This is a genomic window from Paenibacillus sp. FSL H8-0283, from assembly GCF_045040675.1.
Classification (GTDB): Bacteria; Bacillota; Bacilli; order Paenibacillales; family Paenibacillaceae; genus Paenibacillus; species Paenibacillus amylolyticus.
This window is the reverse complement of sequence record NZ_CP150295.1, coordinates 5,999,967-6,019,147: the sequence shown is the minus strand read 5'-3', so window position 1 is coordinate 6,019,147 and position 19,181 is coordinate 5,999,967. Positions and strand designations below refer to the sequence as shown.

The following is a 19,181-nucleotide window of genomic DNA, read 5'->3' as shown; positions in this document are numbered from 1 at the left end:
GGCACTCCTATTCTTCTGATAAAAGGGTTCTGACCCACATCCGAAACAAGTTATTCGACTATTATAGCGTAAACAACCATGTAAAAAACAATTTTATTTTACTTTGTTTAACCAATAGACAAAGTAAATTCGATGTGATAGGATAACGGTGTAAACGATTTCTTAAAACTATTGAGGAGGCATTTTACACATGGCCTATTTTGAATCCGTTAATAAAATTGCATTTGAAGGTAAAGATTCCAAGAATCCTTTTGCTTTTAAACATTATAATCCGGAAGAAGTGGTAGCCGGCAAATCGATGGAAGAACATTTCCGTTTTGGCATGGCTTACTGGCATACATTAACTGCAGGCGGCAGTGACCCGTTTGGTGCGGAGACAGCTGTTCGTTCGTGGGATAAATACTCGGGTCTGGACCTCGCGAAAGTACGCGTGGAAGCGGCATTTGAATTTTTGGAAAAAATGAATCTCCCGTTCTTCTGTTTCCACGATGTGGACATTGCACCAGAAGGCAACAACCTGCGTGAGTTCTACAGCAACATTGATACGATTGTTGATCTGATTGAAGATCATATGAAATCCAGCGGCAAAAAACTGCTCTGGAACACGGCGAACATGTTCTCGAACCCACGCTTCATGTTTGGTGCGGCTTCTACTTGCAACGCAGACGTGTACGCTCACGCTGCAGCACAGATCAAAAAAGGTCTGGAAGTGGGTAAACGTCTGGGCGCTGAAAACTATGTATTCTGGGGCGGTCGTGAAGGTTACGACACATTGCTGAATACAGACATGCAACTGGAGCAAGACAACATTGCTCGCATGTTCCACATGGCTGTAGACTACGCGAAGGAAATTGGCTTTGATGCACAATTCCTGATCGAGCCTAAACCAAAAGAGCCAACGAAACACCAATATGATTATGATGCAGCAACTTCCATTGCTTTCTTGCAAAAATACGGTTTGGACAAACACTTCAAACTCAACCTGGAAGCGAACCATGCTACACTGGCTGGTCATACATTCGATCACGAAATCCGCGTTGCTCGTACAAACGGTATGCTCGGTTCCCTCGATGCGAACCAAGGCGACATGTTGATCGGTTGGGATACGGACGAGTTCCCGGTTGATATGTACGATGCTACATTGACAATGTATGAAGTATTGAAAAACGGCGGTATCGGCCGTGGTGGTGTGAACTTTGACGCGAAAGTACGTCGTGGTTCCTTCGAAGCTGATGATCTGTTCTTGGCACACATCGCAGGTATGGACACGTATGCAAAAGGTCTGAAAGTAGCAGCGAAGTTGATTGAAGATCGCGTATTCGATGACTTCATCGAAAAACGTTACAGCAGCTTCAGCGAAGGTATCGGTGCAGATGTAGTTGCAGGTAAAGCAACACTGGCTTCCCTTGCTGAGTATGCACTCAACAACGAAAGCCCACGCAAAAACCAATCCGGACGTCAGGAATTGCTGAGAGCACAACTCAACCAGTACATCTTGGCTGACTAATAGCGCATTAGGCAGGGTTGGTGCACGTCGACCACCGATGGTTACTCAACTTATATGTGTTGGACATTAGTATCCAAGCTTGCCTATGCACAAGATTAGCTTGTACCATGGAACGCCTGAACAAGCATGACATTCGGACCGTCCCCGACTTTCCCTTGGGAAGACGGGGGCGGTTTTTTGGTTAAACAAATAACATGGTTTTTAAGTTTTTTGATATAAATGGTTGTCTAAGATGGTGCATGCAAAACGGAGTGAGCAGAAAGGACCCGAGGAAGCGGAGCGTTCGCTAAGAGCTTTCTGAAAGAAAGCTGGCTTCGGAAGCATAGGCTTATACCCGGATTTCTCCCTTGTCAAAGGGATTAAAGGAAATCCGGGGGTAACGGCGATCCGAGGGTTTTCTGATCACGGAGTGACCACATGAGCATCAAGGTTTCATTTATAACCAATGACGAATCAAGGTCATTGGATCAATCTTTCTGTTATAAGAACGAGTATGTTTTACACGTTTCATATCCATGTGTGTCCAGTATCATGCATGCAAAACGGAGTGAGCAGAAAGGACCCGAGGAAGCAAAGCGGTCGCATTTATCCCCGGATTTCACCCTTGCTAAGGGGTATAAAGGAAATCTGGGGGTAACGGCGATCCAAGGGTTTTCTGATCACGGAGTGACTTTCATGCGTACTTGGATCTTTCGTGGATATAACCTGTGATAAACGAGAGGAGTTAACCTATGAGTTACGTAATTGGCGTCGATCTTGGAACCAGCGCGGTCAAAACCGTGTTGGTCAATCGCGAAGGAAAAGTGGCATTTGAAGCATCCGAGGCATACCCGTTGTACCAGCCCAAGGCTGGATACAGTGAACAAAATCCCGAAGATTGGGTAGAGCAGACCATTGTTTCCTTGCGTAAATTGCTTGAAGTATCTGGCGTGCAGCCTTCGGAAATCGAAGGATTGAGCTTCTCGGGCCAGATGCATGGACTGGTCTTGGTGGATGCAGAAGGTAAACCGCTGCGTAACGCAATCCTGTGGAACGATACACGCACAACGGCTCAGTGCCGTCGCATCGAAAAAGTGCTGGATGGCAAGCTGTTAAGTATTGCCCGGAACCGTGCACTGGAAGGGTTTACCTTGCCAAAAATTCTGTGGGTTCAGGAGAACGAGCCTGAATTGTTACAGCAAGCATCCTTGTTCCTGTTGCCTAAAGACTATGTGCGTTATCGCCTGACCGGGGATTACGCTATGGATTATTCTGATGCAGCGGGAACTTTGCTGCTGGACGTTGCAGGCAAACAGTGGAGCGACGAGATTGCAGAAGCTTTCGAGCTGCCAATCTCTCTTTGTCCACGTCTTGTGGAATCGTTTGAGGAAGTGGGCACGTTGCTGCCTGAGATTGCGGATCAAACGGGTCTAGCGGCTGCAACAAAAGTATACGCAGGTGGTGCGGATAATGCGTGTGGTGCCATTGGCGCAGGCATTCTGAGTGAAGGACAGACGATGTGCAGCATCGGAACGTCCGGGGTTGTGCTTTCCTACGAAGAGCGTAAAGATCTCGACTTCGAAGGCAAAGTACACTTTTTTAACCACGGAGAGAAAGATGCCTTCTATATTATGGGGGTAACGCTTGCGGCAGGATATAGCCTGTCCTGGTTCAAGGATACGTTTGCAGCGGACAAATCATTTGATGTGCTCTTGCAGGGCATTGATCAGATTCCGGCGGGCAGCAACGGATTGTTGTTCACACCATATATCGTTGGGGAGCGTACACCTCATCCGGATGCGAATATCCGTGGCAGCTTCATCGGTATGGATGCAGGGCACAAGCTGGAGCACTTTGGACGTGCGGTGATGGAGGGCATTACCTTCTCGCTACGCGAGTCCATTGATATTCTGCGTGGTGCAGGCAAAACCGTCAATGAAGTCATCTCCATTGGTGGCGGCGCCAAGAACGAAGCTTGGTTGCAAATGCAGGCTGATGTCTTTAACGCCACGATTGTGAAGCTGGAGAGCGAACAGGGTCCAGCGATGGGTGCAGCGATGCTGGCTGCCTATGGCTGTGGCTGGTTCCCGTCTTTGCAAGAATGTGCAACAGCGTTTATTCGTCCAGCGAAGTCCTATGAGCCGAACCCGGAAACGGTTGCTGTCTATGATGGACTGTTCGCACTGTATCAGGAAGTCTATGGACAGACACGTAGTCTCAATGATCGTTTGGCTGAATACCGTTAATTCATTTATTTCACTACATTAATCTTGTGATTACATTTAAAAGCATCCGCGAAGGCGGGTGCTTTTTTTGTCGTTCATCAAGATTAACCCCATGAAAGGTTTCTTTGGCCTGCATATCCGTATTCCGGCTCTGCATAGATTGGAAATAGAGGATTGTGATTCGTCCAGGCATCGTGTGTCCGACATTTTAAATAGGTAGAAGCTTGAGCATGGGGGTGAAGCTTTGGATGGACATGAGGAACATGGAAGACCACATATTACCTTGTCGATGATCGTTCGTAATGAAGAAAATCGTTATCTCAGGCAGGCACTGGAGAGACATCGTCCCTGGATTGATCGCGCAGTAATCATTGATGACGGAAGCACGGATGGAACGGTCGCACTGTGCAGGGAACTTCTGGACGGTATTCCACTCGTATTAGTGGAGAACGTAGCTTCACGTTTTGCAGACGAGGTAAGCCTGAGAAAACAACAATGGGAAGAGACGGTGGCAACCGATCCGGAGTGGATTTTGAATCTGGATGCGGATGAGATTCTAACCAGTGACTTTGGGTTGGTACGGGATCTGCTGCTCAGTGGTAAAGAAGATGCGATCTATTTCAGATTGTTTGATATGTGGAGTGAGACGCATTACCGGGAAGATGAGTTCTGGCAGGCGCATGCCTATTATCGGCCATTTCTGATTCGTTATCACCCGGGGATGAACTATGAATGGAAGGAGACACCCCAGCATTGTGGTCGTTTTCCGTTAACGATCCAGCATTGGTCCTATGGATGTCATGCTCCCCGGGTGAAGCACTATGGTTGGGCGCGGGAAGAAGACCGTATCCGCAAATATGAACGCTATCAAGCACTGGACCCTGAAGCAAGATACGGTTGGAAGGAACAGTACGAATCGATATTGGATCAAGAGCCACGACTGTTGGCATGGTTCGAATAAGGAGAGGGGGAGTGAGCACATTGAAGAAAGACCCTTTACGCAAATCGCAAGAAGAATCCCAACCTCAAATAGAGCTGAATTCACATGAGAAAGAAAATCAAAAAGAGAAGCAACATGAGAGCCAGAAAGAGAGCCAGAGTAATCATCGACCGCCCAGACTTTCTGATAAATCGCTGGAAACCCGCAAATCGGAAACGCTTGAAGCGCCTGGCCAGGAAAGAATACTGATCGCCAGCCCGGTTCGCCAGACAACTCCGGTGCTCCGTGAATTTCTGTATTCTCTGCATGCACTGGAACGAACAACAGTGAAGACGGATTATCTGTTTGTTGACGATAACGTGGAAGAAGCCGCATCGAATATATTGCATGAATTTGTGCTTCAGCATGAAGGGACGGTTATTCAAGCAGATGAACATGGTAGCGGTAGTCCTGACAACAAAGGGGTGTACAGCAAGGATGAGGGAGGACACTATTGGCAGGATGAGCAGATTTGGCGTGTAGCCGGTTTGAAAAATCGCATATTGCAATATGCACGCGACAATCACTACGATGCGGTGTTCCTGATTGATTCTGACTTGGTGCTGCATCCACGGACGCTGGAGCAACTTGTATCGAGTGGCAAAGACATTGTATCCAATATTTTTTGGACCCGCTGGCAGCCGGATGCCAGGGAAATGCCGCAGGTATGGCTGCAAGATGAGTATGCCTTGTATCGCCGCGGTGGCAAAACAGTAGACGGAACCGAGGCGGAGGACGAGGGCACGCAAACGACTGCTTTTCTAAATCAGCTGCGGATCCCGGGTTGTTATGAAGTTGGAGGGCTAGGGGCATGTACTCTTATTCGCAAAAATGTTCTGGCAGCAGGAGTCTCATATGACCAGATTCCCAATGTATCCTTCTGGGGCGAAGATCGTCATTTCTGCATCCGTGCTCAAGCACTGGGTTTTCGTTTGTTCGTTGATACTCATTTCCCTGCGTACCACATCTATCGATTGTCCGAACTGCCGGGGGTTTCCGCCTTTAATCGCAGGGCGAGAAGAGGTGAGGAGACGATCAGTATTACCCTGTGTATGATTGTGAAAAATGAAGAAGCTTCCCTTGCGAGATGTCTGGACTCGGTCAACGGTATTGCCGATGAGATTGTAATCGTGGATACCGGATCAACGGATCGTACCCGTCAGATTGCTTCCAGATATACGGATCGTATCGTTGATTTTGAATGGGTGGATGACTTTGCAGCAGCACGCAACTATGCCTTCGATCAGGCAAAGAGTGAATATATTCTGTGGCTGGATGCAGACGATGTGTTCGAACCGGAAGATCGGGCGAAACTGATCGCCTTGAAACGTTCGCTGGACCCGGATGTTGATAGTGTGACGATGGATTACAATCTGTCATTCACAGCAGATGGCAAGGTAGCCTACAGCCTGCGCCGGAATCGTCTGGTGCGTCGGGATCGGCAATTTCGCTGGATTGGCGCGGTGCATGAATATCTGGCTGTAGCGGGCAATCTGCTGCATAGTGATATAGCGGTTACCCACAAGAAAGATAAGGAGTATACCGATCGGAATCTGCGGATCTATCGTAAAAGGGAACAGGCCGGAGAGGAATTTGGGCCGCGTGACTTGTACTATTTCGGTAATGAACTGAAGGACCATGGACAGCATGAGGATGCGGTGAAGTACTATGAGAAGTTTCTGGATACCGGACTGGGCTGGGTGGAAGATCAGATCGCTGCTTGCCAGAAAATTGCGGATTGTGAAGCTGCACTTGAACATCCGGAACAGGAAGTCACGGCGTTGTTCCGATCATTTGCCTATGATTTGCCAAGAGCCGAGATTTGCTGTCGATTGGGTGGTTATTTTGCCGACCGTGAAGATTATCGCAAGGCCCTGTTCTGGTACGAACAGGCGACTCGTGCTGTACGTCCTGATGACCCTATGGTAGTGCTGAATGAAGCAGCTTGGACCTGGATGCCGCATCTGCAACTATGTGTGTGTTATGACCGGATGGGTAACCGTGCCAAGGCCCGGGAACATAATGATATCGCACTCGCCTATCATCCAACACATCCAAGCATGTTATATAACGATCGATACTTTAAAGATTTGGAGAAGGATAACGTATTGGAAAATGCCTAAAGCATGCATATAGATTGGAACTGTAGGTATAGATATTGCTGGAACAGTTGTTTGTAACAAGAGCCTCCTCTGATGAAAGAGTGGACGCAATGTGCCACTTTTATGAGAGGGGGTTATTGACGTAATTGTATTAAAGGAGTTATTGTAGATATATTAAGTCTTTTATTAGGGAGGAATGAGATGATGAAGTATTCCAAAGCTACCAATTACGCCCTGCACACGATGCTTTTTCTTGCGGCATCCAATTCAGATAAACCTGTGGGTGTGCAGCAGCTTTCAAAGTGGCAGAATGTTTCACCCACATATCTGTCCAAGATTTTAACCAAATTGACGAAAGAGGGGATGATTCATTCTTCATCTGGTGCCCATGGCGGGTATACACTTCAGGAGAAGTGGGAGGATCTTACGTTTTTGGATATCATACAGGCCATTGAGGGTACAACCTCTCTGTTTAATTGTTCTAATCATAAACAGGGATGCTTAATTCAAGAAACCATGATCACTGCCGAAGGACAGATGGAAGAAGTGTTTAAAAATCGAAAATTATCTTCGATTGCCGGTAAAATATCAATGATGTATTAAGTATTTTTTTGTGTTTGTAATAGATATAATTTGTCTTTTATATCTATTATAAATTTCAACAAACGAATATATTCAGAAGATTTCACACACTATTCTTTTGAATAAAGGAGACTGAAATGAATTCATTTATTATCTATTTATTGGCTTTAGGAGCCTTTGTTGTGGGAACAGCCGAATTTGTCGTATCTGGCGTTTTAGATATCATTGCCCGCGATTTACAGGTTTCGATCTCATTAGCGGGACAATTGGTCACCGTATATGCACTATCTCATGCATTGGGTGCCTGGGCTCTGGTCATGCTGACTTCCAAGTTACAACGTAAAAAAGTACTTCTGTATTCCATGCTTATTTTTATCTTGGGAAATATCATTGCATTCTTCAGTTTGAACTTTGGCATGCTTATGTTCTCACGCATCGTATTGGCCATGAGTGGTGGTCTATATTTTGTCCTAGCCACGAACTATGCTGCAAGACTAGCTCCTTCTGGCAAACAGGGTAGTGCCATTGCAACTGTCATCACAGGATTCACCGTTTCATTGGTATTAGGAGTGCCGATTGGTACCTTCATTGCTGCCTACATGGATTGGCACTACGTTTATATCATGATTGCAATTATCGCATTTATTAATTTCATGCTGTTGTACAGATTTATTCCTCGAATGGAGGGTAACCCGTCTCTCTCCCTGAAGCAACAATTATTGATTATCAAAGATAAAAAGGTTATCACCGGATTATTAACGACTGTTTTCTGGATTCTGGGTTACACCATGGTATTTGCTTATATCGCTCCACTTTTAAGTTCTGTAGCCGATTTTTCAATAGAAATGATTAGTACGGCGTTACTTGTATTGGGTATATTTGCATTCATAGGTTCCCGTCTTGGTGGCTATGCGGTAGATCGATGGGGACCTGTTCGCACGATTCCAATCAGTTTGATTATTCATGCTGGTGCCCTCTTTATTTTGCCAATCACAGCAGGTTCCACAATAGGTATTCTTCTGACCATCATGATTTGGGGCACAGCTGCCTGGATAACAACGCCCGCGAATCAGTTCTATTTGATAACATTGAGACCACAGTCTTCTGAAACAGTCCTGAGTTACAATACGGCAGTAATGAACATAGGTATGACTTTCGGTGCCGGATTGGGAGGTGTAGTTGTGAAATACAATTCCGTTCAAAATTTGGGGTGGATTGGTGGTATGGTCCTGCTGTTGGCGTTGGCGATTGCCCTTGTTTCCTTCAGGTTGACTACAAAACCAAGTTGAATTCAATGTCTTTTTAAAAGCAAGAAGTGAATATTGGATCAAATGATTTCATCCAGGAGAGGATATGCCTTACAATAATGAATAACGGAAAAGCGGTGACCATGATTGCCTGTCTTCGGCTGCCGAATTGATGAAGCAAGGGGAACTGGATATGAATTTGACGGAAGTACTATTGGAGTCAAGGCTAGTTGCGATTGTGCGCGGTATAAGCCGCGAAGCGGCAGTAACAGCTGGACAAGGTATGACAGGTGGCGGCATCCGACTAATGGAAGTCACACTGAACACACCTGGAGCACATGATATTATTGCAGACTGGCGTGAGCGGCATGAAGGAAAGGCTTATGTTGGAGCGGGTACGGTACTGAATGTGCAGATGGCGAAGGAAGCCGTCGCTGCAGGAGCACAATTTCTGGTATCTCCCAATGTCGATCTGTCTGTCATTGAATATGCTGTAGAACATGGTGTCGAGATCTGGCCTGGAGCCATGACACCTACGGAGATTGTCGCTGCCCATGAAGCGGGAGCACGAGTTGTGAAGTTGTTTCCGATGGCGAGTCTGGGTATACCGTATCTGCGGGAGATCAAAGCTCCACTGAATCATATTCCACTGCTGGCAACAGGTGGTGCCACACTGGAGAATATTGCTGATTATTACGCAGCAGGCGCTGCTGCAGTGGGTCTGGGAAGTGCACTTTTACCACGAGAAGCTCTTGTGGCAGGAGATCATGAGCAGATTGCAGCATGTGCACGGAGATTTGTGGAAGCAGCTGAAGCCTAGGATTCCAGCATCAGATGAGGAATATGTATATTTGGGTATATATATGATGGTTCCTTTAAATTAGTTGTTGGATTAATCTTTATCATAAAAACCCATGTCGCTTAACGTGCCGTTCATTCTATTGTTTTATGATGGATGTATGCCGGAATTCGGAGAGGAGAGATGCCCTGTGAAAGCTAAAACAATGATAGGCGGCATGCTCGCCGTGGCCGCAGTAACGGCAGGTGGATTATGGAAGGCAGCGGTAAAGAGCCAAACCCCCAAGAAGATTCCAATCACACTCACACCCCCAATGCCATTTGAGGATGTGACCTTTGACAGTGGGGGAGGTCGGGTGCATGGCTGGTTCATCCCGGCCAGAGCCGACATTCCGAAACCATGGCCGCTCGTTATTATTGCACATGGCTGGGGCTCCAATCGCTCCCGTGTTCTTCGTTACGCACGTCCGATCTGGGAAGCTGGATATGCCTTATTTATGTATGATGTGCGTAGTCATGGGGCTAGTGATCCGGTTCGTGCTGCATCTGCCTACTTGTTCCGGGATGATCTGCTCGCGGCGTTGCAGTATACGACTGCACGACCAGAGATTGATGCGGATGCCATCGGAGTGCTTGGTCATTCTTTGGGGGGATTGGGTACGATTCTTGCAGTGACGGAGGGAATTCCTGTATCAGCAGTGATTACGGACTCGATGCCATCGCAATTTGAAGTAATCGTCAGTGCAGAGCTGAGACGCCGGCGTCTGCCCTTGTTTCCACTGGCCCAGTTAATTCCGAGAATCTGGTTCTGGCGACTGGGTGAATCTCTGAAATCTTATCGTCAGCGTGATCCGGTGATGATGCTGAATGAACGGCGCAGGGGGATGCAACTGCCGATGCTTATGGTGCACTCCAAGGGAGATAATTTCATTCCCCCGAGTGAGCTTGAATATTTTATGTCCAAAGCCGATCCGCCTGTTGAACATCTATGGGTCAACAGCGGAGGACACAGTTGTTCTGAGGAAGATCCCACCTTCTGGGACACCGTTATTCCATTTTTGAAAACCCATGTCCAAGGTCAGGCGAAGTTGAACGATTCGTCTAAAGCGAGTAGTTGACAAGGTAGATTCAGCCTACATAAGAGTGCAGGCTAACAGATAAAACGCCAACGTAATTGGCGTTTTTTTTGCTGTTACTAGCAATATGCAGAAATTCACATTTGTAAAATTGCCCGGAAAACGACGATTAAAAAGGAAGCTTATGGTATCATAGAATAGACTGGCAATATTCATGCGAGGTTATTTGTTATGCTTCTTTGTATGAAATTGAAGGGAGAGGTCCAGATTTGAGTTTGAATTGGAAGTTTAATCTACGTTTGAAAATGTTCGCAACCAAAGCAACAACCGCAGCGATGGCAACACTGCTGCTTGCTTCGCAAACACCAGGTTTTGCAGGCAGTGCATCAGCCGCGCAAGCAGAGCAGTTGACCGCAGCGACAACGGGGGAAAATGAACAACTAGACGCAACGAGCAATGACGTGCCTGAGGGAGCGAAAATCTCATCCAGGCAAGCCAGTGAAAATATACTGAAATTATTTCCATTATTAAAAAAAGCAACGATCTCATCTGCACGATTCGATTCACCTAATTCCTATCCACCGCCAGACTACAAGGCGTGGGAGATCGGGTTCCAGATTACACAAGGTAATCATACGTCGGGATTCAGTGGAACTGTACATGCAGGCACAGGGGAAGTGTTAAGTGTACATTTGCCGTCGGATATCCTGGATAAACATGTCTCGGAATCAGATGTGAAGTTAACCAAAGCTCAAGCTGAAGAAAAGGCCGTGACACTGTTGTACCAAGCGATTCCGGGTCTTAAGGACAATGAATATGCTCCGCTTGGAGATCTGTATTCTTCCATCGAACAAGAGTCATTGTTTGGCAGAACAGAGTATCGATACGGGTACCAGTTAAAACATGATGGATTGTTATCTGACGCAGAGACAGTCTACATTAATGTGGATGAAAGTGGTTTGGTGACAGGTTACTCACGGGGTACTATTGAAGCCAAGTATCCCTCATCGAAACCGGCAGCTTCAGAAGAGAAGGCCAGACAGCAGTTTGAAGAACAGTTCGATGTGGAGCTGGCTTATATCGCCAAAGATCGTCTATCTTCCAAACAGGGTCAGCAGTATTACCTTGCATATACACCAAAAAATATCAGTATCATTCCGATTGAAGCCAATACGTTGGAACGGATTAATACATTAACAGGTAAAGCTGTAGATGAAGATTCTTTGCAGCAGGATACGAAGTTAAAAGGTGATGTAACGCCTTTTGTCCCGGCCAATGGTACGAGGTTAAATGTGCAGCAGGCCGCCAATCGGGTCGCAACAAACTTTGATATTCCCAAGGGATATAAGCTGGAGCATAACCAGTTGGGCAAGGGATATTACTCAAGTCCGAACAATCAGGTGTGGAGTCTGAGCTGGAGCGATCGAAGTGCCAATATGTCCTATATGTTCATGCGGGATATCTCAGCACAGGTAGATGCAGTTACCGGGCAGATCTACAGTTATACGATGATGCAACGAATGGGACCGGAGATGGAACAGGAGAAGCCGGCTGAGGAGAAGGCAGGCAAATTGGTAACCCGGAAGCAGGCTGAGAAACTGGCGATGGACACGGTGATTGCGCTAGTTCCAGACGCAACGGAGCAGTTCCGACTGGCTAACGTGATTGAGGTGGATGATGCTCGCACATTTTTGTTCCAGCGTTATCTGAACGGAATTCCGGTTAAGGAAGATACGGCACAAGTACAGGTGTTAAACAACGGGACGATTAACGAGTTCTATACACGTATTGCGGCAACGCCTGAACAACTGCCAGCAGATGTTAAGCCAGCCATCAGTTATGAAGAGGCCAAGGCACTCTATCTGGAGGAATTCAAGCTGATCCTCGCATATTCCCGTTATGGCGGATATGGTATGAACGGTGGTCAAGTCATCCCAGCGGGGGTGAACCTTGCTTATATGCCTACACGTGATGAGAATTCGATCTATGGCAACTATGAAGCGCTGGATGCGAACACAGGGGAGTGGAAGCTTTTATACGGGGACACAAGCTCTGCAACCAAGGCTGAACCTACGGATATCTTGGGTCATGTGGCCGAAGCAGCTCTACGCAATATGACACAGCATGGCGTATTGCTTGCTGATGAACAGGGACGCGTATTCCCGGATCGTGTGATCACCCGAGGGGATTGGTTTAACTATCTGGCAAGAGCGATTAATCCAAATATGGATCTGTACTACAGTGGGGACGGAGATGACAAGTTATACGCTGATGTGACACCTGACAGCCCGTATTATAAGGCAGTTCGGGCATTAATCGATCAGCGCTGGCTTGCCGGAGCGGACCCTGAACAGAATTTGAATCCGCAGGAAGAGATGACACGTGAAGAATTGGCAGTGCTGCTTGTACGTATTTTACGCTATGAGAAGCTGGCCGGATTCTATACGTTGCCATCGGATCTTCCCAACATTGCGGATGCCAGTGCCATTACGAGTAAGGGAGCGGTCTCCCTGAGTCTGAAGCTGGGATTGCTTCCTTCGATTGAAGGACGATTCATGCCTGCACGTAAAGTGACGGTAGCTGAAGCGTCACAGGTATTGGAACGGCTGGCGAAGCTTCAAGGTAAAACAGATACGTTTATGAGTGGTAATCGCCTGTATTAGACGAGGAATCACTCATATCGTGACCAAACGAAACATAGGATGAAGATAACGGGTAATCGTGATTCAATGAACTAAAGATCAAAGGGACCTTCCATAGAAGGTCTCTTTTGATTTGCTTTGACAAAACTAGAAGAATGACGACAGAGCCTTTTGTGATACAATAGGGCGTGAGAACTTTGCAAAGAAGGGTGGGTTCCTTTCATGGGTAAGAACGGGAAACGAATTATCACCATACTGCTGGCAGGCTGTCTGATTGCTGTAGCGTTACCACGTACGGTTGATCTGGATCAATTGTATGCTGCATCAGGGACATCAGATATATCCACGGCAACAGATTTGCGCCAGACCTTGCTTACCGCAATGTCACAGCGAACGGAGGAACTTGTTTTTACATACAAAGGCAATGTGAAGGGCCTCAAAAAACAATTACAAACCTCCATCGATGAGGCAATGAAGAGTGACCCCTATATCCAATATACCGTTAAAAGTTATGCATTTAATTATAAAGGCTCCAATGTGTCGGCCGAGGTGCATGTGACTCTCTCCTATCGGGAGACCAAGGAGCAGACCGATTATGTGAATCGTAAAGTCACAAACGTGTTGAAAGAAATCATCAAACCAGGCATGACGGATCATGAGAAGGTCAAGGTCATCCACGACTGGATTGTGCTTAACCTTTCTTACGATACTTCGTTGAAGAAATATACGGCCTACGACGGGCTTGTTACAGGCAGTACCGTCTGTCAGGGATATTCACTGTTGGCATATCGGATGCTGGAGCGAGTAGGTATCGATAACCGGATTGTGGAAGGTACAGCGGGCGGGCAGCTTCATGCCTGGAATATCGTGAACCTGGACGGCAAGTGGTATCACATGGACACTACCTGGGATGATCCTACCCCTGACCGCAAAGGTAAGGTTAGCCACAGCTACTATTTGCTGAGTGATGATGAGATGGCACGTGACCATATCTGGACAGGCAAAAGCAAGTACCCCGCTGCGCCCGCCCCATATCGAGAAGCTTTATTAAAGCTGGTGAAGGCCGGAGATAACAAAAAAGCCGCTTATCAGAAGCTGTACCACGCTCTGGACTATTCCCTGTATGATGAACAGGATGCTGTTAAAGGCCATGCTGCGCTGAAGACCAAAGTTCAGAGTAAGCTGAAGGAAGGCGGAACCTCACTCACGTTCAGGTACAAGGGTACGGAGGCTGGACTGATTGAAGATTTGCAGGATTTGTACCAACTTGGCATGAAATCGATATCTTATTATGTGTCCAAAATGGAAGGTACTACGGATCTGCGCGTCAAAATTAACTGGACATTATAACAACCGTTTGAACAGGATGCTCCGCTTGAGGAGTATCCTTTTTTGTGTTCAATTTTGTGTTCAAAAACGAGGATTTTAGTGTTGTCTATTTTTTGTATATGTAGCTTTGCTATTCTAATCTTCGGCGTATGCCAACACTACGTACGAGGAGGATATGCAAACAATGAGGAAAAAAGTGAGCATAGTGATCATTGCTCTGTTACTGGTCACGCAAATGATGCAGGGTTGGATATTTACACCAACAATGCATGCTCAGGATGAATTAACTAATTTGCCAGCCAGTGCAATCAGCGATACAGCATCAGAAGAAGGTTTGGCAGGTTCGGAAGAGGTTAACAACGTTGACGTTGCTGCCACTCCGGAAGAAGAGGGGGAGGGAAACCTCAACCAGAGCAGTTTAGCAATCGCAGCTGCAGGCCCGGTAATTACAGATCAATTGATTACCAGTGTGCAGATGTACAATCAGGCACCAGAAGACAACGGGAATGGCACGATTGAAGTCAAAGGAGATAAAATTGAGGATATTCGACCACGAATCCAGGATGAGGTGGCTGTAGTCTTTACATGGGGACTTGCAGATGCCAACCACAACTACAGCGATGGCTCTACGTTCACCTTTAACTTGCCTGATAAATTCATCATCGGATCGCAGCTTAAGGGTAATCTGGATGGCGGTGTTGGGGAGTATGTGGTGAATCCAGATGGCACAATCATCTTTACCTTTAATGAACTGATCGATCATGCGAAGCTGGAAGGCAACTTCTACGTGTGGATTAAGTTCGATGAGAGCAAGATGGAAGATGGCTTGAAACAGGAGATAGACTTTAGTTCCGTAGGGCAGGGCATCATTGATGTACATTTTGCCAACACAGCCGTAGATAAGTTGAAGAAATCGGGAAGCGCAAACAAAGACAACTTCAACTCGGATGAAATTAAATGGACTGTAGATTTTAACCAAGGCGAGAAGGCAATGAAAAATGCTGTTCTTGCAGACACGTTCCCAGCAGAGCTGGAGCTCAAGGGCAATATCGAAATTCGCGAATTGGAAGTGCAATTGAATGGATCTGTAAAAGAAGGCCCAGTAGTTCAAACGGAACCACAGTTTCCAATTCAATTGGGAGATACAGATAAGGCCTATCGTGTAACCTATACGACAAGTGTTAAAGCACCAACCACTGCTCCGTTCACCAACGTGGAGTATCAAAACCAGGTTGCGCTTACAACGGATCAGAGTGAGCACAACGAAACAGATATTGGCCGAGTTCGTGTGAGTTTTAATGAGCCTTTGAACAAATCAGGGCAAGAGAGTGCGTATGATCCGGTAACCCAGACGATCACATGGAAAGTGCAATATAACTACAATCAGCAAGAAATTATGCAAACGAATGCATGGATTGAAGACCGCTTTGATACGGCAAAACAGCAACTGATCAACAATTCCGTCAAAGTGTATCAAGTGGACATTAATGCAAGTGGAGCGGCTTCCAACAGAACACTGATCAATCCGAATGAATACACACTCGAAGCGATGGGTACAGGGTTCGATAATGGCTTCAGATTACATTTTAAGAACGATATTACAAAGGCCTATGAGATCGAATATGATACTCAATCTATTCATCGTGTGTATACAAACGACACCATTACGAACACAGTGAACATGTATGATGGTACTTCCAAAACAGGCCGAAGAGACATCCAGGAAGTCATTTTTGCAAAGAGTGTAAAAAGTGAAAACTTCAACACAAAAGAAATCGAATGGCAGATTGTTGTGAACCGTGATTTGCAGGACATGACGGATATCGTCATCACCGACAATTACGAAGGCAGACATATGAAACTGATTCCGGGTAGTCTTCAAGTGAGTGGTGTTAACAAAGACGACTTTGAACTGACTCCAGACCCGGCTGATCCAACGTATGAAAACGGATTCTCACTTCGCTTGAAGGACGGCGTAACGCTCAGTACGGAGCATGTTATTACTTATAAAACAAGCTTTGATCCCACAGCGGGTATGCCAACGAATGATGAATATCGCAACTCAGCCAAGATCGATTGGGAAGAGTCTGATGTAAAACAGACTGCGATTACCAAAACTGCTGCGGTCAAACCGCAAGACTACACAATTCAAAATGGTAACAAAAAGGGTGAATATAGCGCCAAAGATAAAAAGATCACCTGGACAATCGATGTAAACTACAATTTGTTTGATATTCAGGATGCAATCCTTAAGGATGCTTACACTGGAGACCAATCTTTCGTAGACGGCTCATTGAAAGTTCATGAGTTAGAGTTGCAGGGAGCCAATAATGTTACTGCTGTGGGTAGCGAGGTTCTGCTCACACCTGGTCAATTCCAGTTGAACCCGGACGGTAAAGGTTTTGCGTTGGATCTGGGTAACATGGGCAAAATGGCTTATCGCATTCAGTACCAAACAAGTCTGGATGGACCATATTCTGTAGCAGGCGCATATGCCAACCAGGCTGTTCTGACGGATGGTGAGGGTGGTGCAATACGATTTAATAGATCAGCCAGTGTTACACCTGCCAACGGTGGTGTATACGTGCGCAAAACAGGGAAGCAAGAAGGTACAACGGATAAAGCATCATGGACGGTAAATATCAATCCAAGTCAATCTTTCATTCCTGCGGGTAACCAATTAACAGATACCTTGTCAGAGAACCAGATTTTATTGGCTGATTCATTGAAATTATATGCAACCAATTTACCTGCCAACAATTCAGGCAATGTATCCACCAAAGCTGGACTTGTTGATCCGGCTGATTATGAATTGGACGTGGAGGGCAATACATTTACCTTCACCTTCAAGAAAGATATCCATACTGCATTCATTTTGGAATATCAGTCTTATATTAATGCCGATCATGGCGCCCGAATTGAGAATAAGGTTGAATTTGCAGGCCAATCTTCCTCGGTAATCGGAGAAGGTAATCAGTCGGGAATCAAAGTTTCCTTGGCTGGAGCTGGTGGAGGAGCCTCTACAGGTCTGGGCAAAATCAGAATTCACAAAGTCAGTGATACAGGAGTTCCGCTGGAGGGTGCAATATTTGCAATCTATAATGCGTCTGGAACTACGCTTCTGGAAACATTGAAACCAACGGACGAGAATGGTGTGGTTGAAAGCTCCAGAAACTATCGATTAAACAATCTAACCAACGGTGTACCTTATAAGTTAAAAGAATTATCTGCACCGGCAGGATATTTGGTTGATCCTGAATATGGCTCTGCCTCAGGTCAAACGATTGAATTTAAGGATGCGGATATTGCTTTTGAAATTGAAAATAAAAAGATTCGCCAAGGCTTTGAATTAACCAAGGTAGATGCGGTGGACTCCTCCAAGACACTTAAGGGTGCAACTTTCGAATTGTACTCCAAGGACGGCGCAACGCGAGAGAAAATCGATGAGTTAACGACAGGGGAAGATGGGAAGATCGCCAAAGGTGGACTGTCGCCAGGGGATTATGAGCTGGTAGAAGTCGTGGCACCTGAGTTTTATCAATTGGATGCTACACCAATTCCGTTTACCATTGTAGAGAATCAGACGGAGAGTATTACCTTGACGAAGTCTAATGCAATGGGTGCAGGTGGTAAACTTGTCGTTACCAAAGTAAATGCCAAGGATAAGTCTGTATTAAGCGGAATCGAATTCGAATTGCGTGATCGTTCCAACATTGTCATCGATACAAAAGTAACCGACCTAAATGGGGTCATTGAATTCGATGGTTTGGATTATGGTTCATATACATTGGTAGAGACCAAGGCAGAAGGCTTTGTTATTGAACAGCCGGAGACCCTTGCATCTATTATCAAACCAGAAACTCAAATAACCATTGAAAATAAAAAAAATGATCGTTCTGTTAAATTGATTAAAACCAATGCGGGCCGAACTCAGCACCTTCAAGGAGCTGTATTTGAATTACGAGCTCAAACTGCATTGATGGATGCAAATGGGAATTGGGAATTCCACAAGGTAACAGGTCTAGATGAAGCTTCACTGACAACCAATCAACAAGGTGAAATTGTACTTGAAGGCTTGGATATCAATAAATATCAGTTGGTTGAAATAAAAGCGCCTAACGGGTACATGTTGGAAACAACACCAGTACCATTCGAAATTACGAACATACAAACCGAAGCTGTAGTTGTGGAAAAAACGAATCAGGCTATCCCGGTATCGGGTGGTGGGTCTAGTGGACCTTATAATCCGGGAACACCTACTACGGGTGTAACACCAGATCCAGAGAAACCAGTAACTCCGGAACCAGGAAAACCAAATCCGTCGGTTCCAGGCACGGTTGTAACTGAACCTACAGAGTCTGGGGGAGGAAGCGAAAGTCCGACAGATGAAGATTCCGGGGTAGTGACACCGACACCAGGCGATTCCAACGGTGACGATACTGCACCTCCAGTTGGGGATACAGATGCACCTGATGGGGATGGTGCACTTGCACCTCCTGCTGGAACGGATACAGATGGATCACAGGGCAATGGAAATTCCGCATCACAGCCAAACGGAAATTCTGGATCTCAGGGAATGCTGCCACAAACAGGTGAAGAGAGCACAATGGCTTACACTGCTGTGGGCATGATGCTGATGGCGCTAGGTAGCGCGGGATTCATGTACTTCCGCCGCAGACAACAGCTTCATCGCTAGATCGAAACACGCAGTATCT

11 protein-coding genes are annotated in these 19,181 nt (G+C 46.2%); all 11 read left to right on the top strand.

Annotated features, from left to right (window positions below; translation table 11 throughout):
* Positions 1-190: 190 nt before the first annotated feature.
* The 11 genes from xylA (at position 191) to MHI52_RS26595 (ending at position 19,162) form a co-directional block, all read left to right on the top strand.
* Positions 191-1,507, top strand: a complete 1,317-nt coding sequence (xylA, locus tag MHI52_RS26645) for a xylose isomerase (protein ID WP_036606941.1) — start codon at positions 191-193, stop codon at positions 1,505-1,507.
* A 731-nt stretch (positions 1,508-2,238) separates the two neighbouring features.
* The gene (gene xylB, locus MHI52_RS26640) at positions 2,239-3,732 is read left to right on the top strand and encodes a xylulokinase (protein WP_076253582.1); all 1,494 of its coding nucleotides are present in this window, start codon (positions 2,239-2,241) and stop codon (positions 3,730-3,732) included.
* A gap of 223 nt (positions 3,733-3,955) precedes the next feature.
* A complete protein-coding gene (locus tag MHI52_RS26635) occupies positions 3,956-4,672 on the top strand; it encodes a glycosyltransferase family 2 protein (RefSeq protein WP_340934310.1) in 717 nt (238 codons plus the stop codon).
* 1,070 nt (positions 4,673-5,742) lie between these two features.
* Positions 5,743-6,813 (top strand): glycosyltransferase family 2 protein, encoded by a 1,071-nt coding sequence (locus MHI52_RS26630; RefSeq protein WP_200869389.1) that lies wholly within the window; start codon positions 5,743-5,745, stop codon positions 6,811-6,813.
* Positions 6,814-6,996: 183 nt separating this feature from the next.
* Positions 6,997-7,395 carry an Rrf2 family transcriptional regulator gene (locus MHI52_RS26625; protein WP_341344140.1) on the top strand — a complete coding sequence of 133 codons (399 nt, stop codon included), beginning with the start codon at positions 6,997-6,999 and terminating at the stop codon, positions 7,393-7,395.
* Positions 7,396-7,511: 116 nt separating this feature from the next.
* Positions 7,512-8,663: an MFS transporter gene (locus MHI52_RS26620; RefSeq protein ID WP_341344139.1), complete on the top strand. Its 1,152-nt coding sequence runs from the start codon at positions 7,512-7,514 to the stop codon at positions 8,661-8,663.
* A gap of 151 nt (positions 8,664-8,814) precedes the next feature.
* Positions 8,815-9,441, top strand: a complete 627-nt coding sequence (locus MHI52_RS26615) for a bifunctional 4-hydroxy-2-oxoglutarate aldolase/2-dehydro-3-deoxy-phosphogluconate aldolase (protein WP_047841586.1) — start codon at positions 8,815-8,817, stop codon at positions 9,439-9,441.
* Between the two features lie 169 nt (positions 9,442-9,610).
* A complete protein-coding gene (locus MHI52_RS26610) occupies positions 9,611-10,537 on the top strand; it encodes an alpha/beta hydrolase (protein ID WP_282320216.1) in 927 nt (308 codons plus the stop codon).
* Positions 10,538-10,764: 227 nt separating this feature from the next.
* A complete protein-coding gene (locus MHI52_RS26605) occupies positions 10,765-13,158 on the top strand; it encodes an S-layer homology domain-containing protein (protein ID WP_405157952.1) in 2,394 nt (797 codons plus the stop codon).
* A 201-nt stretch (positions 13,159-13,359) separates the two neighbouring features.
* Positions 13,360-14,487 (top strand): transglutaminase domain-containing protein, encoded by a 1,128-nt coding sequence (locus MHI52_RS26600; RefSeq protein WP_076253587.1) that lies wholly within the window; start codon positions 13,360-13,362, stop codon positions 14,485-14,487.
* Positions 14,488-14,650: 163 nt separating this feature from the next.
* A complete protein-coding gene (locus MHI52_RS26595) occupies positions 14,651-19,162 on the top strand; it encodes a collagen binding domain-containing protein (protein WP_405157951.1) in 4,512 nt (1,503 codons plus the stop codon).
* Positions 19,163-19,181 lie beyond the last annotated feature (19 nt).